Origin of the sequence: Rhodanobacter sp. OR92 (assembly GCF_000427545.1) — a bacterium.
Classification (GTDB): domain Bacteria; phylum Pseudomonadota; class Gammaproteobacteria; order Xanthomonadales; family Rhodanobacteraceae; genus Rhodanobacter; species Rhodanobacter denitrificans.
Window position 1 is genome coordinate 87,754 of sequence record NZ_KE386557.1, and the last position, 20,878, is coordinate 108,631.

General features: G+C 69.0%; 21 protein-coding genes. 17 read left to right on the forward strand and 4 right to left on the reverse strand.

Translation table 11 applies throughout. The features are described from left to right. Nucleotides 1–24 precede the first annotated feature (24 nt). The 5 genes from RHOOR92_RS0114645 (at nucleotide 25) to RHOOR92_RS0114665 (ending at nucleotide 4,932) form a co-directional block, all read left to right on the forward strand. On the forward strand, nucleotides 25–1,416 hold the full coding sequence (locus RHOOR92_RS0114645; RefSeq protein WP_015448416.1) for an MBL fold metallo-hydrolase RNA specificity domain-containing protein: 1,392 nt from the start codon (nucleotides 25–27) through the stop codon (nucleotides 1,414–1,416). A gap of 233 nt (nucleotides 1,417–1,649) precedes the next feature. Beyond that, nucleotides 1,650–1,787, forward strand: a complete 138-nt coding sequence (locus tag RHOOR92_RS19730; RefSeq protein WP_015448417.1) for a hypothetical protein — start codon at nucleotides 1,650–1,652, stop codon at nucleotides 1,785–1,787. Between the two features lie 240 nt (nucleotides 1,788–2,027). Next, nucleotides 2,028–2,273: a hypothetical protein gene (locus tag RHOOR92_RS0114655; RefSeq protein WP_015448418.1), complete on the forward strand. Its 246-nt coding sequence runs from the start codon at nucleotides 2,028–2,030 to the stop codon at nucleotides 2,271–2,273. Nucleotides 2,274–2,332: 59 nt separating this feature from the next. Then, entirely contained in the window at nucleotides 2,333–3,235 is a 903-nt protein-coding gene (locus tag RHOOR92_RS0114660) for a c-type cytochrome (RefSeq protein ID WP_027490599.1), read from the forward strand. Then, nucleotides 3,235–4,932 (forward strand): cbb3-type cytochrome c oxidase subunit I, encoded by a 1,698-nt coding sequence (locus RHOOR92_RS0114665; protein ID WP_015448420.1) that lies wholly within the window; start codon nucleotides 3,235–3,237, stop codon nucleotides 4,930–4,932. The genes RHOOR92_RS0114660 and RHOOR92_RS0114665 overlap by 1 nt, the downstream gene beginning before the upstream one ends. Before the next feature lie 120 nt (nucleotides 4,933–5,052). Here the strand turns inward: RHOOR92_RS0114665 and RHOOR92_RS0114670 are convergent, their stop codons facing one another. Then, nucleotides 5,053–5,616 (reverse strand): cytochrome b, encoded by a 564-nt coding sequence (locus tag RHOOR92_RS0114670; RefSeq protein WP_015448421.1) that lies wholly within the window; start codon nucleotides 5,614–5,616, stop codon nucleotides 5,053–5,055. Nucleotides 5,617–5,802: 186 nt separating this feature from the next. Between RHOOR92_RS0114670 and RHOOR92_RS0114675 the strand changes: the two genes are divergently transcribed. The 3 genes from RHOOR92_RS0114675 (at nucleotide 5,803) to RHOOR92_RS0114685 (ending at nucleotide 8,257) form a co-directional block, all read left to right on the forward strand. Next, complete coding sequence (locus RHOOR92_RS0114675; protein WP_007507585.1) at nucleotides 5,803–6,564, forward strand: cyclic nucleotide-binding domain-containing protein; 762 nt, start codon at nucleotides 5,803–5,805, stop codon at nucleotides 6,562–6,564. A gap of 245 nt (nucleotides 6,565–6,809) precedes the next feature. Then, entirely contained in the window at nucleotides 6,810–7,382 is a 573-nt protein-coding gene (locus tag RHOOR92_RS0114680; RefSeq protein ID WP_015448422.1) for a GNAT family N-acetyltransferase, read from the forward strand. A 44-nt stretch (nucleotides 7,383–7,426) separates the two neighbouring features. Beyond that, the gene (locus RHOOR92_RS0114685; RefSeq protein ID WP_007507583.1) at nucleotides 7,427–8,257 is read left to right on the forward strand and encodes a universal stress protein; all 831 of its coding nucleotides are present in this window, start codon (nucleotides 7,427–7,429) and stop codon (nucleotides 8,255–8,257) included. Here RHOOR92_RS0114685 and RHOOR92_RS0114690 read toward each other — a convergent pair. Further along, on the reverse strand, nucleotides 8,254–8,940 hold the full coding sequence (locus RHOOR92_RS0114690; RefSeq protein ID WP_015448424.1) for a DUF2238 domain-containing protein: 687 nt from the start codon (nucleotides 8,938–8,940) through the stop codon (nucleotides 8,254–8,256). The genes RHOOR92_RS0114685 and RHOOR92_RS0114690 overlap by 4 nt on opposite strands. A 165-nt stretch (nucleotides 8,941–9,105) precedes the next feature. On the opposite strand from RHOOR92_RS0114690, the gene RHOOR92_RS0114695 reads away from it, so the two are divergent. The 5 genes from RHOOR92_RS0114695 to RHOOR92_RS0114715 all read left to right on the forward strand — a co-directional run bounded on the left by RHOOR92_RS0114695 (nucleotide 9,106) and on the right by RHOOR92_RS0114715 (nucleotide 15,752). Continuing rightward, nucleotides 9,106–11,388: a nitric-oxide reductase large subunit gene (locus RHOOR92_RS0114695; RefSeq protein WP_015448425.1), complete on the forward strand. Its 2,283-nt coding sequence runs from the start codon at nucleotides 9,106–9,108 to the stop codon at nucleotides 11,386–11,388. A gap of 83 nt (nucleotides 11,389–11,471) precedes the next feature. Then, nucleotides 11,472–11,876 carry a SirB2 family protein gene (locus RHOOR92_RS0114700; protein ID WP_015448426.1) on the forward strand — a complete coding sequence of 135 codons (405 nt, stop codon included), beginning with the start codon at nucleotides 11,472–11,474 and terminating at the stop codon, nucleotides 11,874–11,876. Further along, complete coding sequence (locus tag RHOOR92_RS0114705; RefSeq protein WP_015448427.1) at nucleotides 11,873–13,828, forward strand: pyridoxal-dependent decarboxylase; 1,956 nt, start codon at nucleotides 11,873–11,875, stop codon at nucleotides 13,826–13,828. The genes RHOOR92_RS0114700 and RHOOR92_RS0114705 overlap by 4 nt, the downstream gene beginning before the upstream one ends. A gap of 14 nt (nucleotides 13,829–13,842) precedes the next feature. Then, a complete protein-coding gene (locus tag RHOOR92_RS0114710) occupies nucleotides 13,843–14,949 on the forward strand; it encodes a PLP-dependent cysteine synthase family protein (protein WP_007507572.1) in 1,107 nt (368 codons plus the stop codon). Then, nucleotides 14,946–15,752, forward strand: a complete 807-nt coding sequence (locus RHOOR92_RS0114715; protein ID WP_037115595.1) for a prephenate dehydrogenase/arogenate dehydrogenase family protein — start codon at nucleotides 14,946–14,948, stop codon at nucleotides 15,750–15,752. Before RHOOR92_RS0114710 ends, RHOOR92_RS0114715 begins: the two co-directional genes overlap by 4 nt. A 35-nt stretch (nucleotides 15,753–15,787) precedes the next feature. On the opposite strand, the gene RHOOR92_RS0114720 is transcribed toward RHOOR92_RS0114715, so the two are convergent. Both RHOOR92_RS0114720 and RHOOR92_RS0114725 read right to left on the reverse strand, forming a co-directional pair. Next, nucleotides 15,788–16,093: a hypothetical protein gene (locus tag RHOOR92_RS0114720; protein WP_007507567.1), complete on the reverse strand. Its 306-nt coding sequence runs from the start codon at nucleotides 16,091–16,093 to the stop codon at nucleotides 15,788–15,790. Nucleotides 16,094–16,107: 14 nt separating this feature from the next. Then, nucleotides 16,108–16,599, reverse strand: a complete 492-nt coding sequence (locus tag RHOOR92_RS0114725) for a hypothetical protein (protein WP_007507566.1) — start codon at nucleotides 16,597–16,599, stop codon at nucleotides 16,108–16,110. Between the two features lie 326 nt (nucleotides 16,600–16,925). Here RHOOR92_RS0114725 and modA point away from each other — a divergent pair, with 326 nt between their 5' ends. The 4 genes from modA to RHOOR92_RS0114745 all read left to right on the forward strand — a co-directional run bounded on the left by modA (nucleotide 16,926) and on the right by RHOOR92_RS0114745 (nucleotide 20,784). Further along, nucleotides 16,926–17,702: a molybdate ABC transporter substrate-binding protein gene (gene modA, locus RHOOR92_RS0114730; RefSeq protein WP_231378400.1), complete on the forward strand. Its 777-nt coding sequence runs from the start codon at nucleotides 16,926–16,928 to the stop codon at nucleotides 17,700–17,702. A 27-nt stretch (nucleotides 17,703–17,729) separates the two neighbouring features. Then, complete coding sequence (gene modB, locus RHOOR92_RS0114735) at nucleotides 17,730–18,404, forward strand: molybdate ABC transporter permease subunit (protein ID WP_007507564.1); 675 nt, start codon at nucleotides 17,730–17,732, stop codon at nucleotides 18,402–18,404. Then, nucleotides 18,397–19,470, forward strand: coding sequence for a molybdenum ABC transporter ATP-binding protein (gene modC, locus RHOOR92_RS0114740; RefSeq protein WP_007507563.1), 1,074 nt, complete (start codon nucleotides 18,397–18,399; stop codon nucleotides 19,468–19,470). Before modB ends, modC begins: the two co-directional genes overlap by 8 nt. A 252-nt stretch (nucleotides 19,471–19,722) precedes the next feature. Beyond that, nucleotides 19,723–20,784 carry a tellurite resistance/C4-dicarboxylate transporter family protein gene (locus RHOOR92_RS0114745; protein ID WP_037115547.1) on the forward strand — a complete coding sequence of 354 codons (1,062 nt, stop codon included), beginning with the start codon at nucleotides 19,723–19,725 and terminating at the stop codon, nucleotides 20,782–20,784. Nucleotides 20,785–20,878: the final 94 nt, after the last annotated feature.

Sequence of the window (20,878 nt, forward strand, 5' to 3'; positions counted from 1 at the left end):
CTCATCCATACCGTCGGGGAACGCATGATCATCTACAGCTGCCACGGCGCCGCCAAGCAGGTCACCGGCTCCTGCCACCTGATCACCTGCAACGACCGTCGCGTGCTGATCGACTGCGGCATGTTCCAGGGCAGCGAAGAAGTCGAGCGCGCCAACGCCGAGCCGTTCGGCTTCGACCCGGCCGGCATCGACGTGCTACTGCTCACCCATGCCCACCTGGACCACTGCGGGCGGATCCCGCTGCTGGTGCGACGGGGTTTTCGCGGCCGCATCCTCACCACCGCCGCCACCCGTGAACTGGCCCGCGTGGTGATGCTGGATGCCGCCGGCCTGCAGGAAGAAGACGCGCGCCGCGCGCAACGCAACAACCGCCGCGGCGAGGCGGTGGCGCCGCCGCTGTACACGCTGGACGACGCGCTGCACGCGCTGGACTTCTTCGGCGCCGACGTCGGCTACGACAAGACCGTGCCGGTCGTCGACGGCGTCAGCGCCCGCTTCCTCGACGCCGGCCACATCCTCGGCTCGGCCTCGATCCTGCTGGAACTGGACGACGGCAAGCAGCACCGTCGCATGCTGTTCTCCGGCGACCTGGGCAATCCAGGCCGCCCGCTGCTGCGCGACCCGACGCCCGCGCCGCCGGCCGACTACGTGGTGATGGAAAGCACCTACGGCGACCGTCCGCACCGCTCGGTACCCGACTCGGTCGACGAGATGTACCAGGCCATCCGCGACACGGTGAACCGGCGCGGCAACGTGGTGATTCCCACCTTCGCGCTGGAACGCACCCAGGAAATCCTCTACTACCTGCACCGCGGCATCGCCGGCGGCGCGATCCCGCCGCACGTGCGCGTGTTCCTCGATTCGCCGATGGCGATTTCCGCCACCGAGATCTTCCGCCGCCATCCGGAATGCTTCGACGACGGCTTCCTCGACGAGCTGCAGCATGGCGACCCGTTCGCCATGCCGGGCCTGCACTTCACCCGCGAGACGGCCGAGTCGATGGCGATCAACAACGTCGACGGCGGCGCGATCATCCTGGCCGGCTCGGGTATGTGCAACGGCGGCCGCGTGCGCCACCACCTCAAGCACAACCTGTGGCGCGAGCGCTGCAGCGTGGTGTTCGTCGGCTATGCCGCGGAAGGCACGCTGGCGCGGCGGATCATCGATGGTGCAGCCAGCGTGCGCGTGTTCAACGAGGAGATCCCGGTGCGCGCGCAGGTGTGGACGATCAACGGCTTCTCCGCGCACGCCGACCAACCCTCGCTGCTGGCCTGGCTGGGCGATGCGCCGCGACGCAAGGTGTTCCTGGTGCACGGCGAATACGGCCGCGGCATGCAGGCGATGCAGGAGACGCTGGCCGCACGCGGCGTCGGCTGCCAGCTGCCCGGGCTGCACGAGCCGATCAAGATCGACTGATGCCCCCTGGCGCGCGCCGAATGGCACGGCACGGTCACGCTGCGCCATGCCGGCTGCGAACCGCTGCGCCACCGCCTGACGCTGGACGACCTCAAGCAGGACCTGCACTTGCGCCTGGACTGTTCCGCCGCGGTGACGGCGACGGCGGCACGCGTGGCGCTGCCGGCAGCGACACCGGCAGCGACGGCAGCAGCGACGGTGACGACGCGCCCGCTGCCCGCCCACCGTCGACCATGCCGCAGCGTCAGCTGCGTCAGCTGCGCCAGCTGCGGACTCTGCAGGAGTTGCTGGACGAAGGACTCATCAGTCCGGCCGAGGAACAGCGCGTGCGTCGAAAGATCCTGCAGCTCGGCAGCGGCGCCGACGACTAGCCGCAGCCACTACCGCGCGTGGCCCGCGCGGCAACGCCGATCGTTCCCGCGCAAGCGATGGCCGGCGCCGAAGCCCCGCGACCATGCGCGTCGAAAACACGCGCACGCTTGACCTGGATCATGCGTGCGCGCAAATGCCACACCTAGTATTCAGCCCGCCTTGCACGCGAATCCCTCGGGGTAGGGTTTCGATGGTTCTGGTGCTATCCGACGAGGCTCGAACCCTTTGGGGAAAATCGCATGACGCAACGGATCACTGATCTGACGCTTTCGGTGCTGGCCTGTGTGGCAGCCCTTCTATTGTCCTGGCCATTCTGGCGCAACTTCGAGTATTGGCCCGAATCGCATCTTGCATGGTGGATCTACTTCATCACCGGCTTCGTGCTGGCGGTGTACGTGTTCTACGTCTTCATCGGCAGCCTGCGCATCCTGTTCCTGCACGACACCCAGGAGCAGGCCACCACCGTCAAGGACAAACTCTCATGAGCTGCGGAACCGGCGGTAGCAGTTGCGAGACGCCCCGGCGCCGGGGTGCATTTCTGGTATTGGCCATCCTGGCCCTGATCTTCGTCGCGCTGTCGATCTTCTCCTTCCTGAAGTCGCGCCATCAGGTAACCCCGGACACGGTTTCCTTCGGCCCCTATCAGGCGGTCGACGGCAAGCGTGTGTTCCAGGCGTACAACTGCATGGGTTGCCACACCATGGTCGGCAACGGCGCCTACCTGGGGCCGGATCTCACCGAAGAATACAAGCGCGTCGGTCCGGCCTGGCTGGCCGCCTTCCTGCCCTCGGCCGGAGGCTGGCCGACGACCGCGGCGGTGCGTGCGCAGTTGCTCGATCCGAACCAGCAAGCCGACACCGGCACCGATTCGATCGAGGCTTACCTCAAGAAATTCCCCGGCGCAGCGCAGCGCATCGAGCGGCGCGGCGGCGGCACCACGATGATGCCGAACCTGCCGTTCAGCAAGGACGAAATCGGCCAGCTGATCGCCTACCTGAAGTACACCTCGGCAATGAACACCGAAGGCTGGCCGCCGAAGGTGGAAGTGGAAGGGTTCGACCATCGCCTGCAGCTTGCGCACGGCATCGCGCCCGTCGCCCAGGCGAACGCTGCAGCGGCATCGCCGGCGCCCGCCGCGGCTGCGCCGGATCCCGTAGCCCACGGCGCGCAACTGGTCAAGGACACCGGCTGCCTGGCCTGTCATGCCACCGACGAGAAGCGGCTGGTCGGCCCGGGCTGGGGCGGCCTGTACAACTCGAAGGTCAGCCTCGCCGACGGCAGCACGGTCACCGCCGACGACGCCTACCTGAAGGAATCGATCCGCCAGCCCAACGCGAAAGTCGTGGCGGGTTACCCGGCCAGCGTGATGCCTGTCTATGAGACTTTGCTCAAGGACGACGAAGTCAACGCCATCGTGGCCTACCTCCACTCCCTGGAGAAGCAGTGATGCAGATCGAATTCCAGACTCAACGGCTGAGCATGCGTTTCTTCATGCTGATGCTGGTGCTGTTCGTGCTGCAGGTCGGTTACGGCCTGCTGCTGTCGGTGCAACAGACCGACCCGACCGTGCTGGCGGGGGTGATGAACTTCAACGTCGCGCGCGCCGAGCACCTCAACCTCGGCATCCTGTGGATCCTGTGCGGCTTCATCGGCGCGATCCTGTTCGTCGGCCCGCTGCTGGCCAAGCGCGAGATGGTCTCGCCGTGGCTGATCAAGCTGCTGTTCTATGCGTTGATCGTGATCGCCGTGTGGAACTTCTTCACCCTGCGGCTGGCCCAGTTCGGCATTGCCGGGTGGTGGCACGGGCAGCCATGGCTGCAGCAGGGGCTTGAGTACCTGGAGGCAGGTCGCATCGCCGGCGTGCTGGTGCTGATCGGCTTCGCGATCCTCGCCTACGTGGTGCTGCGCACGTTCCCGCCGGTGCGCCAGTGGAACGAGATCCACTGGGGCCTCGGCCTCGGCGTCAGTGCGCTGATGGCGGTCTGGGTGTTCGGCCTGTTCTACGTGGCGCGGCTGGACCTGCAGGAGTACTTCCGCTGGTTCGTGGTGCACTACTGGGTGGAGGGCGTGTGGGAAGTCATCCACATCACCCTGGTCGGCTTCCTGCTGGTGCTGATGTTCAAGGTCGACGTCAAGTCGGTGGGCTTTGCGGTGTTCTGGGGCGTGGCGCTGGTGTGGCTGTCCGGGCTGATCGGCAACGCGCACCACTATTTCTGGATCGGCACGCCGGCGTTCTGGCAATTCTGGGGCTCGCTGTTCAGCGCGCTGGAACCGCTGCCGCTGGTGTTCTGCTTCTGGCACATCTACCTCGATGCGCACACCAACAAGCGCCCGCTGGAAAACGCGCCCGCGTTCTACTTCATCCTGGGCTCGGTGGTGCTGGAGCAGATCGGCGCCGGCATCCTCGGCTTCACCATGACCTTCGCGCTGACCAACGTGTGGTCGCATGGCACCTGGGTGACGCCGGGGCATGCTCACCTGGCGCTGTTCGGCACCTTCGGCATGCTGGGCATCGCGGCGGCCTATTTCGCGGTACCGATCCTGCGCAAGGTGCCGAACTACGACCAGCGGCTGGGCAAGCTCAGTTTCTGGCTGGTGCTCACCGGCGTGCTCGGCATGGCGTTCTCCTTCTCGATCGGCGGCACGGTGCAGATCTACGTCTACCGCATCCTCGGGCTGGACTGGTTCGGCGGTGACGTGGCCCGCTCGATGGGCGTGTTCAAGCTGATGCTGCCGCTGTTCGGCGTGGTCTTCGCGACGGGTGCGGGCGTGCTGGTCTATGACCTGCTCACCCTGGGCCGCCGCCTGGCCGTGCCGGCCGGTGCGGATACCCACGGCGAGCCTGCCGAGGCCCATCCCGTCACCCGCTGGAGCCGGCCGCTGAGCGGCTTCGAGGCAGGCATCTGGCTGATGATGATGTGGATCTTCGGCACGATCATCACGCTCGGCCTGCTCAGCTTCAACCTGCCGCGGGTGCGCGTGGCCGGCGACCCGACCCTGCCCTACCTGCTGGCCGGCGTCGGCTACCCGGGGCTGCTGCTGGTCACCCTGCTGTTCGTGTGGCGCTTCCTCGCCTCGATGGAAGCGCGCGCGAAGGCGGTGGCGGCGCCTTCACTGTTGCGGGTGTTGCCCGCGCAAGCCTGAGTTCGAACCGGCCCCGGGGAACGGGGCCGGGAAGCAGCAAGACAAGGCCGCCGGGGAAACCCGGCGGCCTTGTCTTTGCATGGCCAACGGCGGCGCCCGGCGCCGGCGTGGCGGACGGCCTTACGGGCGCTGCCCGCCACGCCGCGGCAACATGCGCAGCAAGGTGTTGTCGCGGTTCACGTAGTGATGCACCAGTGCGGCCGCCGCGTGCAGGCCGACCAGGTAGTAGCCCACCGTGCCGATGGTCCCGTGGATGTCTTCCAGCGAGTCGGCGAACGCCTTGTCCGCCCCCACCAGCGCCGGCAAGTGCAGGCCGAAGAACGGCACCGGCTTGCCTGCGGCGCTGAGCACCAGCCAGCCGAGCAAAGGCATCACGATCAGGAAGGCGTACAGCGCCAGGTGCATCAGCGCGGCCAGGCGCTCCTGCCACACGGGTGGCGCCGGCCGGATCGGCGGCCGCGGCCCCGACCCGAGACGGATTGCCAGCCGCACGAAGACCAGGGCGAACACCCCCAGGCCAAGCATGAAGTGCCAAGTCTTCAGGCCCTCGCGCAGGTCGCTCCCGCGTGGGTAGAACTCGCGCAACTCGATGCAGGCATACACGGCGACCAGCAACAGCAGCGTCAGCCAATGCATGCCGATCGACAGCGCGCCGTAACGATCCTCGGTGTTCTTCCAGTTCATGGTGTTCTCTGCAGGTGAAAGTCGGGAGACACCGACCCGGCCGCCAGCCTACGGCGGGGTCACGGCGCGCCATTTGACCGCAGTCAAATACACACAGAATTTGCGTATCGTCATGCTAAGGTCCAGCCCTGCCCGGCCACAACCGGGTTCACCAGCCCCCTCCGCTCCAGCTACGCGAGGACGTTGATGGTTCCGGAAACCAACGTTTTCGACCTGAACCAGCTGCGCCGCAGTTGCTCCTCCTGCGCGTTGGGTGAGCTGTGCCTGCCGGCCGGCATCGGCCACGACGACCTGGATCGGCTGGACACCACAGTTCGCGACAAGCGGATGCTGGATCGCGGCGGCGTGCTGTACCGCGATGGCGACCCGTTCGCGGCGCTCTACGTGGTGCGTTCCGGCTCGCTCAAGACCTTCGTGCAGGACGAGGCCGGCGACGTGCAGGTGCTCGGTTTTCACCTGCCCGGCGAAATCATCGGTTTCGACGCATTGGCGCTGAACCGGCATGTCAGTCAGGCCGAGGCGCTCGAACGCAGCAGCATCTGCGAACTGCCCTATGCACGGCTGCAGCAGGTCATCAGCGAGGTGCCGGCACTGCACCGGCAGCTGATGCGGGTGATCAGCCGCGAGGTGATCGAGGAACACCGCCACCTGGTGATGATGGGCCGACAGCAGGCCCAGGAGCAGCTGGCGATCTTCCTGAAGAGCCTGGCCGACCGCTACCAGCGCCTGCAGCGCGATGGCATCGCGCTCTCCCTGCCGATGTCCCGCTACGACATCGCCAACTACCTCGGCCTGGTGGTCGAGACGGTCAGCCGGCTGTTTTCGCGGCTGGAGGAAATGGGCGTGCTCGAAGTCAATCGCAAGGCCGTGCGTATACTGCGCCCCGACCTGCTCGCCGACCTCTGCCGCAACAACACGGCGGCGACGAAACGACACGACACCGGCTGAGAGACCGGCCATCGAACCGCCGCGCGAGCGCGCACGTGCTGGCCGGCGCCGTTGCCGACCGATGCCGCGGCACGCCGGTTCATGCATGGGCACACGGCCCGCGCTCGCGTTCCGCACGGATTGACCGAGGTCAACTCGGGCCGCGGCCGGCCGGCGTAGAACTCGTCTCGCAAGCCGCCATGCCGTGATCGCCGCCGCTCACGGCATCGGAATCGCTCACGGTTCATCTGCCGCGGGAACAGTCCATGTCGAATATCCACCACACCGAACCCACCCCCACCCCCGCCGCGCCGTTCGGCGCCATCGAGGGAACCCACTGGATCGAGACCCTGAACGATGGCAGCCCGGTGCTGGTACGCCCGCTGCGCGCGGAGGACCGCCAGCGCGAAACGGAGTTCATCGACCGCCTGTCCGAACAGGCCTGCCGCTTCCGCTTCCTCGGCAACCTGAAGGAAGCCAGCCCGGCCCTGCTCGACCAGTTGATGAACGTGGATTACCACGACCGCATGGCGTTCGTCGCGCTCGCCCACGACAACGGCGAGCTGCGCCTGGTCGGCGTCAGCCGCTACGGCGCCAGCGGCGACGACAAGCAGTGCGAATGCGCGGTGACCGTGGCCGACGACTGGCGCCACCGCGGCCTGGGCGTGCTGCTGATGCGGCGGCTGATCGAGATCGCGCGCAAGAACGGATTCCGCCGGATGTTCTCGATCGACGCCACCGAGAACGAACCGATGCGCGAACTGGCCGGTTTCCTGGGTTTCCAGCGCCGGATCGATCCGGATGACGCCACCCAGGTCATCCACTCCCTCGACCTCTGAGCACCGCCGAACCCGGGCCATCCGCCATGACAAGCACCGACCCCATGCCGCGCGTGACGCGCCCGGGCGACATCCTCGCGCTGGTGACCGACACCGACCCGTGGAGCCCCGCCGCCGTTGCCGGTGTCGCCATCGCCGCACGCTGGGACGGCAACCTGACCGGCTGCTACGTCGACCCCGCCCTGCGCAAACTCACTGCCGGCGAAGCCGGCAGCGAGCCCACCGTACTCGGCCTGCTGCTCGAACCGCGGGCCGAGCTCGCCGACGAACACGCCGCCTTCGGCTCGTTCGCGCGCCATGCCGGCGTGCGCAACGCCGACTGGATCGTGGCCCGCTCCGGCATCACTCCGACCCTGCGCTGGCTCGGTGCGCGACACGACCTGGCGGTGATCGAACGCGACATGGTGCAGGCATCCGGCCTGCTCGACATCCTGGGCGAAGCGATCCTGGACTGCCGCCTGCCCTGCCTGGTACTGCCCCCGCACTGGGCCGGCGAGCTCCGCTTCGAGCGCATCGTGATCGGCTGCAACGGCAGCCTCGAGGCGATCCGCGCAATCCACTCCGCGCTGCCGTTCCTCAAGGTGGCAAAACAGGTCACCCTGGTCGACGGCGACGTGCGCGACGGCGACCAGGGACATCCGCGCTTCGACCCGTTCGTCTATCTGCTGCGCCATGGCATCATGGCCAAGCCCAGCTACGTCCGTGCCTCCTCCGCGATGGCCGGCGAGATCCTGCTGAAGGAAGTCGGCAACATCGACGCCGACCTGCTGGTGATGGGCGCCTACGGCCGCTCGCGCATGCGCGAGCGCGTGTTCGGCGGCGCCACCCGGCGCGTGCTGGAGGAAGCCACCCTCCCGGTGCTGATGCAGCACTAGCGGTGCGCTGACCCATTCGGCGTGGGCGTGGTGACGGCGTTGCGGCGACGGCGACGCCGGGCCACGCCGGCCAGCACCGCCACCGCGGCAAGGCTGCCCAGCAGGGCGAGCAGCATATCCTGCTGCGCGTCCCACGGATCGCCCTGGGTGCCGAGGTAGGCCACGCCGAGGTCGCCGCCGAACCCCACGGCGGCGGCCCATTCGAACAGTTCGTACAGGGTCGAGCTGGCAGTCATCAGACTGACCGGCACGATCCAGCGCCAGGCGCCGGGCGAGGACGTGCGCGCGGCCACCAGCTCCACCACCGCTGGCGTCACCAGCAGGCCGTAGGCGAAATGGATGGCACGGTCGAAGTGGTTGCGCGACAGGCCCAGTGCCGCATCCAGCGAGAAGCCGAACAGTGCGGCGAACCACTGGTCCCACGGCACCTCCGAGTAGGTGTAGTGCGCGCCGATCTCGTGCAGCAGCAGGAACGCGAACAGCGCCGCATAGCTGGCGTTCGAAAAGCGCAGCCGGCGAAACCCCAGCACCAGCGCCGGCAGCACCAGGAGCACCAGCACGTTCTCCATCAGCCAGTCCTGGCGATAGCGCGGCGCGATGCCCAGGGCCACCGCGGCAACCAGGAAAACAGCCAGCAACAGCAGCGGAAATCGAGATCCTTCCTTCCCGGGTCGCTCGTTCATGCCTGCCTGCATTCCGTCAGCGCTGCGCGTCGTGCCGATCATGCCACGCCGGCCGCGGGCCACTGCGACAATTCGCGCGGCACGCCGGCCGGACCGCCTGACCTGCATCAAGATCAGCGGACACTGCCTCGCCGAGCATGCGCGCACCTTTCTGGGAGATGCGCAATGAGTACCACCCGAAAACTCTGGCTGGGCCTGGCGGCCTTGCTGGTAGCGTCGTTCGCCGTGCTGCTGTGGGTCGGCAGCGTGGTCCACCAGCAGGCGCCACCGCTGCCCGCGGCGGTCGTCACCAGCGACGGCCAGACGCTGTACACCAAGGCCGACATGGAGCAAGGCCGCCAGGTGTGGCAGAGCATCGGCGGCCAGCAGCTGGGATCGATCTGGGGCCACGGCGCGCTGCTGGCGCCGGACTGGAGCGCCGACTGGCTGCATCGCGAAGCCACCGCCATGCTGGAACTGCTCTCGCGCGACGCAGGGCTGGGTCCGTACGACTCGCTCGATGCGCCACAACAGGCGGCCCTGAAAGCGCGGGTGCAGGAAGAACTGCGCACCAACACCTACGACGCAGCCAGCAACACCATCACCGTCTCGGCGCTGCGCGCGCACGCGATGGAAGCCGTCGCGGCGCATTACATGAGCCTGTTCGGCAACGACCCGGCCACGCACAAGCTGCGGGTAGGCTATGCCATGCGCGAGAACACCGTGGCCGAGATGGAGCATCGGCGCGCGGTCACCGCGTTCTTCTGGTGGACCAGCTGGGCCGCCGCCACGCAGCGACCGAACGAGGCGATGAGCTACACCCAGAACTGGCCATACGAACCGCTGGTCGGCAACGTGCCGACCTCGACCAGTTTCCTGTGGTCGGTCTTCAGCATCCTGTTCATGATCTTCGGCATCGGCCTGCTCGGTTGGCATCACGCGCGCCAGGCAAGCCATGAACCCCTGCCGCCGATCCCCTCGCGCGACCCGTTGACCGAAATGAAGGCGACGCCTTCGATGAAGGCTACCGGCAAGTATTTCTGGACCGTGCTGGCGCTGTTCCTGGCGCAGATCCTGCTGGGCGCCACCACCGCGCATTACCAGGTGGAAGGCCAGCAGGCCTACGGCTTCGCGCTGGCCAACTACCTGCCGTACAGCCTCACCCGCACCTGGCACACCGAGCTGGCCGTGCTGTGGATCGCCACCGCGTGGCTGGCGACCGGCCTGTACATCGCGCCGCTGATCTCCGGCCACGAGCCGAAGTTCCAGCGGCTCGGGGTGAATTTCCTGTGGGTCTGCCTGCTGCTGATCGTGGTCGGCTCGTTCGCCGGCCAGTGGTTTGCGGTGATGGACAAGATGGGCCTGCAATACAACTTCTGGTTCGGCCACCAGGGCTGGGAATACACCGACCTCGGCCGCTTCTGGCAGATCTTCCTGTTCATCGGGCTGATGCTGTGGCTGTTCCTGGTCGGCCGCGCGCTGTGGCCGGCGATGCGCGGCGGCAGGGAAGGCGCCTCGATCGTGGGCCTGCTGTTCCTCTCCACCGTGGCGATCGGCCTGCTCTACGGCGCCGGCCTGATGTGGGGCGAGCACACCCACATCGCGATGGTCGAGTACTGGCGCTGGTGGGTGGTGCACCTGTGGGTGGAAGGCTTCTTCGAGGTGTTCGCCACCGCGGTGATCAGCTACCTGTTCGTCAAGCTGGGCCTGCTGCGCGTGGGCAGCGCCACCACCAACGTGCTGTTCGCCACCATCGTGTTCATGGCCGGTGGCGTGCTCGGCACGCTGCACCACCTGTACTTCAGCGGCACCACCACGGCGGTGATCGCGCTCGGCGCCAGCTTCTCGGCGCTGGAAGTGGTGCCGCTGGCGCTGATCGGGCTGGAAGCCCACGACACCTGGAAGAAGCAGCACGCCGCGCCGTGGATGGCGCGCTACCGCTGGCCGATCCTGTTCTTCGTGGCGGTGAGCTTCTGGAACCTGGTCGGCGCGGGCCTGCTCGGCTTCCTGGTCAACACGCCGATCGCGCTGTACTACATGCAGGGCCTGAACCTCACCGCCAGCCACGGCCATACCGCGCTGTTCGGCGTGTACGGCATGCTCGGCCTGGGCCTGATGCTGTTCTGCCTGCGCGGCATCAAGCCGCAGGCGCAGTGGCGCGAAGGCTGGCTGCGCGGCGCGTTCTGGTGCCTCAACATCGGCCTGTCGCTGATGGCCGCGCTGACCCTGCTGCCGCTGGGCATCCTGCAGCTGAAGGCGGTGCTGGAACACGGCTACTGGTTCGCCCGCTCGGCCGAGTTCATGGATCGCCCGCTGATCCACATGCTGGTGTGGATGCGCGTGCCGGGCGACACCCTGTTCGCCGTCGGCGCCCTGCTGATCGCGGTGTTCGTCGCCGCCCTGTGGCTGTGGCCGAAGCGCCGGACCGCCAGCGCGCCCCTGCCGCAGGGCGTTCCCGAGCGCGCGTGATCCCTCGCGCACATGACGTACGTCAGGGCGCGCCGCACGGCGTGCCCTGATGCTTTCACCGTATCCCGAACCCCGGAACCCGCATGTTCGAGTTCTATCCGCAGATCAAATGGGTGCACATCGCCTGCGTGCTGGCCAGCGGCACGCTGTTCGCGTTGCGCGGCCTGCTGGTGCAGGCCGGCCACGCCGGCGCCGCGCAGTGGGAGCCGGTGCGCTGGCTCAGCTACGCCATCGACACCACCCTGCTCACCGCCGCATTGATGCTGGTGAGCATCCTGCCCGGCGCGATGTTCGCCAACGGCTGGCTGACCACCAAGCTGGTGCTGCTGGTGGCCTATGTGGTGCTCGCCATGCTCGCCCTGAAACGGGCACGCACGCCGCGCGCGCGGCGGGCCTTCTACGTGGCGGCACTGGCCACCTACGTCTACATGCTGGGCGTGGCCCGCATGCATCATCCGCTGAGCTGGCTGCACGGATGGCTGGCATGAGCGCGGCACAACCGTTCGACCACGTCGAGCCGCGCGACCACACGCTGGACGCCTGCTTCCTCGGCCCCTACGGCGAGAACGACACGCTGCTGGAAAAGCTGCTGGTGGAGTTCCTGCGCGATCACGTCTACTGGCGGCGCAACTTCCACCCGGAGGACCCGCCGGCGATCGGCACCGGCGCCGCGCACCACCCGGACTACCTCGCCTTCGAATCGCGCATGCGCCGCGAGCTGCACCAGCTCTCCGCCGCGCTGAAGAAGTCGGTGCCGTTCCACAGCCCGCGCTACATCGGCCATATGGCTTCCGACCTGCTGCTGCCGGGACTGGCCGCGCAGATGCTCACGCTGCCGTACAACCCCAACAACGTCAGCGAGGACGCCGCCCCGGTCACCGTCGACCTGGAAGTGCAGGCGGGCCTGCAACTGGCGCGCATGCTCGGCTATCCGCACGACCCGGCGCAGGAGGCCTGCGCGTTCGGCCACCTCACCTCCGGCGGCACCCTGGCCAACTACCAGGCGCTGCGCCTGGCATTGGCACTGAAAGCGTTCCCGGTGGCGCTGCGCGCCGCCGGCGCGCCGGAGCTGGCGCTGCCGGCGGACGACTGGAGCGCCTTCAATCTTTCCACGGCCGACGGCATCGCGTTGCTGGAGACCTGGCAGCACTGGCTGGCCGCGCAGACACCGGCGCAACGCGCGCACTGGCTGCACCGGGTCGAGAACGAGCGCATCGAACAACTCGGTCTGGTCGGCTTCTTCGCCGCGCATCCGTCATTGCGCGTGCCGCTGGTGCTGGCGCCGGTCACCGCGCACTACTCGTGGAGCAAGGGCCTGAAGCTGCTCGGCCTCGGCCGCGACCAGTTGGAACTGCTGCCCACCGACGGTATGCGGCTGAATCCGGCCGCGCTGGCCGACACGCTGGAACGCTGCGCGCGCGAACGCCAACCGGTGCTGATGTGCGTGGCCGTGCTCGGCGGCACCGAGTACGGCACGATCGACCCGATCGACGCCGTGCTCGCCGCGCGGCAGGCCTCGCGCGGGCGCGGCCTGGATTTCGCCGTGCACGTCGACGCCGCCTGGGGCGGCTACCTGGCCACATTATTCCGCAACGAAGACGGCTCGCTGCGCACGCGCGAGGAGGTGGCCGCCGACTACGTGCAGTTCCCCACGCCGGCAGTGCATGCAGCGTTCGCTGCGCTGGGCGAGACCGACTCGGTCACGGTCGACCCGCACAAGCTCGGCTACCTGCCCTACGGCAGCGGCGCCTTCATCTGCCGCGACCACCGCGCGATGACGCTGCTGGCCGAGCGCGCCGACTACGTGTTCCACGCCGCCACGCCCGCCGGATATCTGGCGCGCTACCGCAGCCTGGGCCAGTTCATCCCGGAAGGCTCGAAATCCGGCGCGGCCGCCGCCGCGGTGTACGTGACGCACCGGGTGCTGCCGCTGGACCACGCCCACTTCGGCGCCCTGCCGCGCGCCACCGTGCGCGCGGCGGAGACCTTCCACGCGCGCGCGCAGCGCTTCGCGCTGGAGCTGGCCGACGACGTCCACGCGCTGGTGCCGTTCGCGCCGGACAGCAACCTGGTCTGCCTCGCGCTCAACCCCTGCGGCAACACCTCGGTGGCCGCGGCGAACGCCTTCGTGCGCGAGCTGCACGACACCCTTCGCTGCGACCCGCACCAGCCGCTGCAGACGAAGGAATTCTTCGGCTCGGTGACCAGCCTGCGCCCGGACATGCTGGGTCCGGTGCAGACCTCGCGCATCTTCGCCGCGCTGGGCCTGGATACGGCCAGCCTCGGCCCGGACGAGGACCGGCTGCTGATCCTGCGCCACACGCTGATGAACCCGTACCTGATCGATCACGAAAACGGCATCAGCTACATCGACCGCTATTTCGACTTCCTCGGCCGTCGCATGCGCATGCTGCGCGGCGGCGCCACCAGCCAGACATGAACCCGGAGCCTCCCATGGACAGCGTCCTGCGCCTGGTCAGCCTGCAACACGAGACGGACCGCCGCTGGGTGCACGACGCCCTGGCGAAACTGGCGCAGGAAGCGGCACGCTCGGCCGACACCCACCTGCTGAAGCTGAACTTCCCCGGCTTCCACGGCATCGACTTCTACTTCAAGGACGAGGCCGCGCACCCCAGCGGCAGCCTGAAACATCGCCTCGCCCGCTCGCTGTTCCTGTACGCGCTGTGCAACGGCCGGCTGCGCGGCGGCCAGGGCGTGGTGGACGCCTCTTCCGGCAGCACGGCGATCTCCGAAGCGTGGTTCGCACGCCTGCTCGGCCTGCCCTTCACGGCCGTGATGCCGGCCTGCACCGCACCGGGCAAGATCCACGACGTGCGGGCGCTGGGCGGCGAGTGCGACCTGGTCGACGACCCCGCCCAGGTGCACGCCCGCGCCGCCGAGCACGCCGCGCGCGGCGCCTGCCACCTGGACCAGTTCGGCCTGGCCGAACGCGCCACCGACTGGCGCGGCAACAACAACATCGCCGAGTCGATCATCGGCCAGCTCGCGCTGGAGGCCGAACCGGAACCCGCGTGGATCGTCTGCGGCGCCGGCACCGGCGGCACCTCGGCCACCATCGGCCGCTACCTGCGCTACCGCCGGCTGCACACGCAGCTGTGCGTGGCCGAGCCGGCCGGCAGCGCCTATGTGCACGGCTGGCGCAACCGCGACGCGCAGGCGCTGGCCAGCCAGCCAACCCTGATCGAAGGCATCGGCCGGCCGCGGGTGGAACCGGGCTTCATCTTCGAGGTGGTCGACCGGGTAAGCGAAGTGCCCGACGCCGCCTCGATCGCCGGCGCCTGGCTGCTGGAGGAGCTGTTCGGCCACCGCTACGGCGGCTCGTCCGGTACCAACCTGGTCGCCTGCCTGCAGCTGGCCGCCTCGATGCGTGCCCGCGGCGAGCGCGGCAGCATCGTCAGCCTGCTGTGCGACCGCGGCGAGCGCTATGCGCAGACGCTGTTCGATCCGTCGTGGCTGGCCGCCCACCGCATCGACCTCGCGCCGTGGACGACCGCGCTGCGCGCCAGCCTGGCCAGCGGCCGCCCGCCGCTCACCGCATGAGCGCGGCCGGACCGCGCGAACCGGCGCCACCCGCTGCGACGGTTGCCGTGCTCGGCTACGGCCGCTTCGGCCAGGCCTTCGCCGGGCTGCTGCAGCAGGCGGGGCATCGCGTGCGTGCATGGGATCCGCGCGCGCAGATCCCCGCTGCGCTGGCTGCCACGTCGATGCCGACGGCGATCGACGGCGCAGCATGGATCGTGCTGGCGATGCCGGTGCCGCAGCTACGAGAGTCGCTGATCGCGCTGCGCCCGCTGCTGCATGCCGGACAGACCGTGCTCGACGTGGGCAGCGTGAAGATGCACCCCTGCGCGACGATGGACGAGCTGCTCGGCGCGGCCATTCCGCACGTCGGCACGCACCCGCTGTTCGGCCCGCTCAGCCTGGCCCGCGACGAGCGTCCGCGGCGCACGGTGATCTGCCCAGCCGCGGATCACCCAGAGGCCGCCGAGCGGGCCCGCGAGCTGTTCGCCGGACTCGGCTGCGAAGTCATCGAGCAGAACCCGGAAGCGCACGACCGTGCCATGGCGATGACCCATGCGCTGGCGTTCTTCGTCGCCAAGGGCCTGCTCGACATCGGCGTGAACGACGGCCTGCCGCTGGCGCCGCCTTCGTTCCAGGGCATGCAACACATGCTGGCAGCGGTGCGCGGCGACGCCGGCCACCTGTTCGCCGCGATCCAGCGCGAGAACCCGTTCGCCGCCGAGGCGCGTGCGCGGCTGCTGGCCGAACTCGAACGGGTGCACCGGCAACTGCTGGCCGATGCGGACGGCGACGGCCTGGCCATCCCCGCGCCGCCCGCATGAGCTTGCACGACCTGCGCGGTTTCCGAACGCCGCCCTCACTCGTGCATGGACGCTTCCGGCAACGTCGCCAGCACCGCCAGCGCTTCGCGCAGCTCGGCCTGCAAGGCCAGCCACGAGCGTTCCCATTGGCCTTCATGCGGCGTGGCCAGAACAAAGCGCTGCAGCATTGCGCGGGCCCGCGCAAGCTGCGCGTGCAGCGCCGTGATTTCCGCCAGCGCGCGTTCGTGCGCCTCCTTGCCGACCATCAGGATCTTGTGGTCGCGGCACACGCCGATGCACGGCTGCGGCGCTTCGATCTTGCCGCAGCCGATGCATTGCCAGGCCTGGATCCAGTCAGTCATGCGCCGGCATCCGCTCAGGGCTCGTCGTGCATCTCGTGCACGGCCGGGGCCGGCTTGTCCCAGCCGGGGTCGTTGAAATACTGCGGATAGTGCGCGATCGCCGCACGCATCTCGGCTACCGCCGACACCTTTTTCGGGTCGGCCTTCAGCGTCTGCGCCGCGCTCATCAGCGGCACCAGGATGCCGTGCAGCGCGGCATCGGGCTCGGGTGCCAGCTTGCAGTTGGCGAACATGTAGGTCACCGCCTGCTCGACCTCGGTGGCGCGGTCGACCGCCATCGGCGCGCTCATGTGGCCCATCTCGTAGTGGCGCAGTTCGTCCACCGCCACATGGGCCCGGCGCATGCCCTCGCTGAGCGGCGCGTCCGGTGCCCAGCGCTGCGCCGGCGCGGCAGTCGTGGCGGCGTGCGCGGGGTGGCTTTCATGGGCGTGCTGGGGGGATGCCTGGGCCGCCAGGCCCAGGCCAAGGCCACACGCCAGCGCAATCACAACATTGACCGATTTCATGCGGAAGACTCCGGCAAGCGGCACGGCGGCCGCGGATGGGAAAAGGCTAGCGCACCGCGACCTCGCCGCGACTGACCCACGTCAACCTGGCGCCAGCGCGGCATGCGCCTGCGGCAAACGGCCGCCCGGCGGCCTGGGCACGCCGCAAGAACGCCCTTCGCGCCCGGCCAGCGGCTGCGGCAAGTTGCCCGGGATCCACCTGCGCGGTCCGCCGTTGTGTATAAATCGAACCCACCCATGCTGGCGGCCACGTCCGCACCGGGAATCGGCGCGGCAGGCCGGAACAACCCACCGAGGGGCAGGCGTTGCAGCTGAAAATCGTCCACATGCTGGTTCGTCGCGCCGTGCCGGTGCTGCTGGCCATCGCCAGTCTGGCCGCCTGGCCAGCAGGCCGGGCCAGCGCGAGCACGCCACCGGTGGCGCGGGCGCGGGTCGCCGTTGCCGCCAATTTCAGCGAGGTGGCCCACCTGCTGGCGGCACAATACACACGCCGCAGCGGCAACCGCATCGACATCAGCGTGGCCTCGACCGGCAAACTGTATGCGCAGATCCGCCATGGCGCGCCGTTCGACGTGCTGCTGGCGGCGGACGACAGCACGCCGCAGCGCCTGGTCGACGAAGGGCTGGCGGTGCGCTCGTCGCTGTACGACTACGCGCGCGGCCGGCTGGTGTTGTGGAGCCGCGATGCCGCGCTGGTCGCCGACGGCGAGCAGGTGCTGCGCCGGCACGACTTCCGCAAGTTCGCGATCGCCAACCCCGCGCTGGCACCCTACGGCGCCGCCGCACGCCAGGTGCTGCAGCACGTCGGCCGCTGGGACACGCTGCAGCCGCGGCTGGTGCTCGGCGAAAACGTGGGCCAGGCCACCCAGTTTGTGTTGAGCGGCAATGCCGAGGCCGGGCTGTTGCCGCGCTCGCTGGTGCTGGAGGCGCAGCGCCAGGTCGGCGGTTCGGCCTGGCTGGTTCCCGCCGACTGGCACCGGCCGATCGTCCAGAGTGCGGTCCTGCTCGACCACGGCCGCGACAACCCGGCGGCGATTGGCTTCCTGGAATATCTGCGCGACGATACCGCCCGACGCACCATCGCGGCCCACGGTTATGACTGAGCCGGCACCGGCATCGCAACGACGGCCATGACGACGCTGCAGGCCGCCATCCTGGTCACCCTCAAGCTCGCCGGGCTGACTACGCTGATCCTGCTGCTGCTGGGCATGCCGCTGGCCTGGTGGTTGGCGCGCAGCCGTTCGCGCTGGCGCATGCCGGTCGGGGCGCTGGTTGCCCTGCCGATGGTGCTGCCGCCCACCGTGCTGGGCTTCTACCTGTTGCTGGGGATGGGGCCGGACGGACCGCTTGGCCAGCTCACCACGGCACTGGGGCTGGGCACGCTGGCGTTCACTTTCCAGGGGCTGCTCCTTGCCTCGGTGCTGTATTCGCTGCCGTTCGTGGTGCATCCGCTGCAGTCCGGCTTTGCCGCGATCGAGGCGAGCGTACTGGAGGCCGCCGCCACGCTGCGCGCGTCGCCGTTCGACCGTTTCATCAGCGTGGTGCTGCCGCTGTCGAAACCGGCGCTGGTCACCGCCACGCTGTTCGGCTTCGCCCACACGGTGGGCGAGTTCGGCGTGGTGTTGATGGTGGGCGGCAACATCGACGGCCAGACGCGGGTACTGTCGGTATTGCTGTACGACCAGGTCGAGGCCATGGCCTACGCCGACGCCCACCGGCTGGCGGCCGGGCTGCTGGCGTTCTCCTTCGGCATGCTGCTGGTGGTGCAGTGGCTGGGCCGGCGGACGGCGCTCGCGCATGACTGAGCCGGCCCCGGGCATCGAGCTGCGCCTGCAGCTGCGGCGCACGAATTTCGCGCTGGACGTGGCGCTGTCGCTGCCCGCGCAGGGCGTCGCCGTGGTGTTCGGCCCCTCCGGCAGCGGCAAGAGCACCCTGCTGCGCGCGATTGCCGGCCTCGAGCCGGCGGCTCGCGGCGAGCTGCGCATCGGCGGGGAGACCTGGCAGGACGCGCACGTCCGCCTGCCGCCGCACCGGCGCCGGGCGGGCGTAGTGTTCCAGCATGCGGCGCTGCTGCCGCACCTGTCGGTGCACGACAACCTGCGCTACGGCTGGCGGCGTGCCGGCGCGCCAACCAGCGTCATGCAGGAGTGGATCGACAAGCTGGCGCTGGGGCCGCTGCTGGCGCGGCCGCCGGCCACGCTGTCCGGCGGCGAGCGGCAGCGCGTGGCGCTCGGCCGCGCACTGGTGTGCCAGCCGCGCTGGCTGCTGCTGGACGAGCCGCTGAGCGCGCTCGACGCCGAGCGGCGCGCCGAGATCCTGCCGTACCTGGAAGCGATCCGGCGCGAGACGCGCATCCCCCTGCTGTACGTCACCCATGCGGTGGAAGAAGCCACGCGCCTGGCCGACCACCTGGTGCTGCTCGAAGCCGGCCGGGTGCGTATCGCCGGCCCGGCGCTGGAAGTGCTGAACCGCTCCGACCTGCCGTTGGCGCTGCGCGATGACGCTGCCAGCGTGATCGAGGCCAGCGTGCTCGGCCACGACGGACACGGCCTGCTGCGGCTGGACACGCCCGCCGGTACGCTGCACGCCCACGGCCCCGCCCACCCCGCCGGCACCCGCGTGCGCCTGCGCGTGCAGGCGCGCGACGTCAGCGTCGCACTGAGCGCGCACGCCGACACCAGCGTGCTGAACATCGTCCCGGCCGTGCTGCAAGCGCTGTCGCCGCTGCCCAACGGGCAGCTCCAGTTGCAGCTGCAGGCCGGTGGCCTCCCCTTGCTGGCGCGCGTCTCCCACCAGTCGGCGCTGCGCCTGCAGTTGCGCGAGGGCCTGGCCGTGTGGGCGCAGATCAAGTCGGTAGCGCTGCTGGTCTGAAACGCGCCGCGGCATGGCCCGGCACCGGACCCGGCCCGGCCATGCCGGCAGCCTTCGCCGGGCGGGTTGACTGCAATCAACTTGCGCCCGTCCCGACCACCCTAATCTGTCCGCAGGCACGGACGCACACCTGCCGTCGAGGGAGCCGCCCCGTGCCGTGATTCGCATCCATCCCGCCACCGACCACGGAGGCGGGACCGTGATTTCCCGCCGTCCATTCCGGCTACGCCGGCGACCATCGAGAAACGCCACATGCAGCAGGCATCGCGCTTCCCCCCTTCCGCCCTGGCAGGACTCTCGCCGGCCTACTTCGGCATGGTCATGGCCACCGGCATCGTCTCCATCGGCGCCTGGCGGCTGGGCCTGCCGCGGCTGGCCCGGGGCCTGTTCGCCATCAATGCCGGCGTCTATGCATTGCTCTGGCTGCTCTACGCCTTGCGCCTGGCGCGCTATCCGCAACGATTCCTCGGCGACCTGACCGACCACCTGAGCGGGCCGGGCTTCTTCACCATGGTGGCCGCCTCCAGCATCCTGGGCTGCCAGTTCCTGCTGCTGGCCGGCAGTGTCCGCGGCGGCCTGCTGCTGTGGGGCGTGGCGATCGTGCTGTGGCTGGCGCTGACCTACACGGTGTTCACCGCCTTCACCGTCAAGGAAGGCAAACCCACGCTGGACCGCGGCATCAGCGGCGGCTGGCTGCTGGCAGTGGTGGCGACCCAGTCGATCGCGGTGCTGAGCGCCCTGCTCGCCGCGCACGCGGCGCAGCCGTACAAGCTGGAGCTGAACTTCTTCGCGCTGTCGATGTGGCTGTGGGGCGGCATGCTGTACATCTGGATGATGTCGCTGATCTTCTACCGCTACACGTTCTTCGAGTTCTCGCCGGCCGACCTGTCGCCGCCGTACTGGATCAACATGGGCGCGATGGCCATTTCCACCCTGGCCGGTTCGCTGCTCAGCATCAATGCGGTGGATGCGCCCTACCTGCTGTCGCTGCAGCCCTTCATCAAGGGTTTCACGGTGTTCTACTGGGCCACCGGCACCTGGTGGATCCCGATGCTGCTGGTGCTCGGCGTGTGGCGCCATCTCTACAGGCGCTTTCCGTTGCGCTACGACCCGCTGTACTGGGGTGCGGTGTTCCCGCTGGGCATGTACGCCACCAGCACACTGGAAATGGCCAAGGCGATGGGCTTCGGTTTCCTCGGCTTCCTGCCGAAGCTGTTTTTCGCGATTGCATTGGTTGCATGGCTCGGCGCGTTCGCTGGCGTCGCGCACAACCTGTGGCGCCTCGCGCACGGTTCGCGCGCGCCGTCAACGTGACCGCTTCGTCCGGTTTGCCCGATGACGCACCACACCGACTCCACGATCCACGTCAAAGACAGGCAGGAAGCCCCTACGCTCAGCCTCGCCGGCT

What these genes read in the sequence shown, in the direction of transcription:
- RHOOR92_RS0114645 (WP_015448416.1), top strand. Translation starts at nt 25, where the DNA reads ATGATCATCTACAGCTGCCACGGCGCCGCCAAGCAGGTCACCGGCTCC.
- RHOOR92_RS19730 (WP_015448417.1), top strand. Translation starts at nt 1,650, where the DNA reads ATGCCGCAGCGTCAGCTGCGTCAGCTGCGCCAGCTGCGGACTCTGCAG.
- RHOOR92_RS0114655 (WP_015448418.1), top strand. Translation starts at nt 2,028, where the DNA reads ATGACGCAACGGATCACTGATCTGACGCTTTCGGTGCTGGCCTGTGTG.
- RHOOR92_RS0114665 (WP_015448420.1), top strand. Translation starts at nt 3,235, where the DNA reads ATGCAGATCGAATTCCAGACTCAACGGCTGAGCATGCGTTTCTTCATG.
- RHOOR92_RS0114670 (WP_015448421.1), bottom strand. Translation starts at nt 5,616, where the DNA reads ATGAACTGGAAGAACACCGAGGATCGTTACGGCGCGCTGTCGATCGGC.
- RHOOR92_RS0114675 (WP_007507585.1), top strand. Translation starts at nt 5,803, where the DNA reads ATGGTTCCGGAAACCAACGTTTTCGACCTGAACCAGCTGCGCCGCAGT.
- RHOOR92_RS0114680 (WP_015448422.1), top strand. Translation starts at nt 6,810, where the DNA reads ATGTCGAATATCCACCACACCGAACCCACCCCCACCCCCGCCGCGCCG.
- RHOOR92_RS0114685 (WP_007507583.1), top strand. Translation starts at nt 7,427, where the DNA reads ATGCCGCGCGTGACGCGCCCGGGCGACATCCTCGCGCTGGTGACCGAC.
- RHOOR92_RS0114690 (WP_015448424.1), bottom strand. Translation starts at nt 8,940, where the DNA reads ATGAACGAGCGACCCGGGAAGGAAGGATCTCGATTTCCGCTGCTGTTG.
- RHOOR92_RS0114695 (WP_015448425.1), top strand. Translation starts at nt 9,106, where the DNA reads ATGAGTACCACCCGAAAACTCTGGCTGGGCCTGGCGGCCTTGCTGGTA.
- RHOOR92_RS0114700 (WP_015448426.1), top strand. Translation starts at nt 11,472, where the DNA reads ATGTTCGAGTTCTATCCGCAGATCAAATGGGTGCACATCGCCTGCGTG.
- RHOOR92_RS0114705 (WP_015448427.1), top strand. Translation starts at nt 11,873, where the DNA reads ATGAGCGCGGCACAACCGTTCGACCACGTCGAGCCGCGCGACCACACG.
- RHOOR92_RS0114710 (WP_007507572.1), top strand. Translation starts at nt 13,843, where the DNA reads ATGGACAGCGTCCTGCGCCTGGTCAGCCTGCAACACGAGACGGACCGC.
- RHOOR92_RS0114715 (WP_037115595.1), top strand. Translation starts at nt 14,946, where the DNA reads ATGAGCGCGGCCGGACCGCGCGAACCGGCGCCACCCGCTGCGACGGTT.
- RHOOR92_RS0114720 (WP_007507567.1), bottom strand. Translation starts at nt 16,093, where the DNA reads ATGACTGACTGGATCCAGGCCTGGCAATGCATCGGCTGCGGCAAGATC.
- RHOOR92_RS0114725 (WP_007507566.1), bottom strand. Translation starts at nt 16,599, where the DNA reads ATGAAATCGGTCAATGTTGTGATTGCGCTGGCGTGTGGCCTTGGCCTG.
- modA (WP_231378400.1), top strand. Translation starts at nt 16,926, where the DNA reads ATGCTGGTTCGTCGCGCCGTGCCGGTGCTGCTGGCCATCGCCAGTCTG.
- modB (WP_007507564.1), top strand. Translation starts at nt 17,730, where the DNA reads ATGACGACGCTGCAGGCCGCCATCCTGGTCACCCTCAAGCTCGCCGGG.
- modC (WP_007507563.1), top strand. Translation starts at nt 18,397, where the DNA reads ATGACTGAGCCGGCCCCGGGCATCGAGCTGCGCCTGCAGCTGCGGCGC.
- RHOOR92_RS0114745 (WP_037115547.1), top strand. Translation starts at nt 19,723, where the DNA reads ATGCAGCAGGCATCGCGCTTCCCCCCTTCCGCCCTGGCAGGACTCTCG.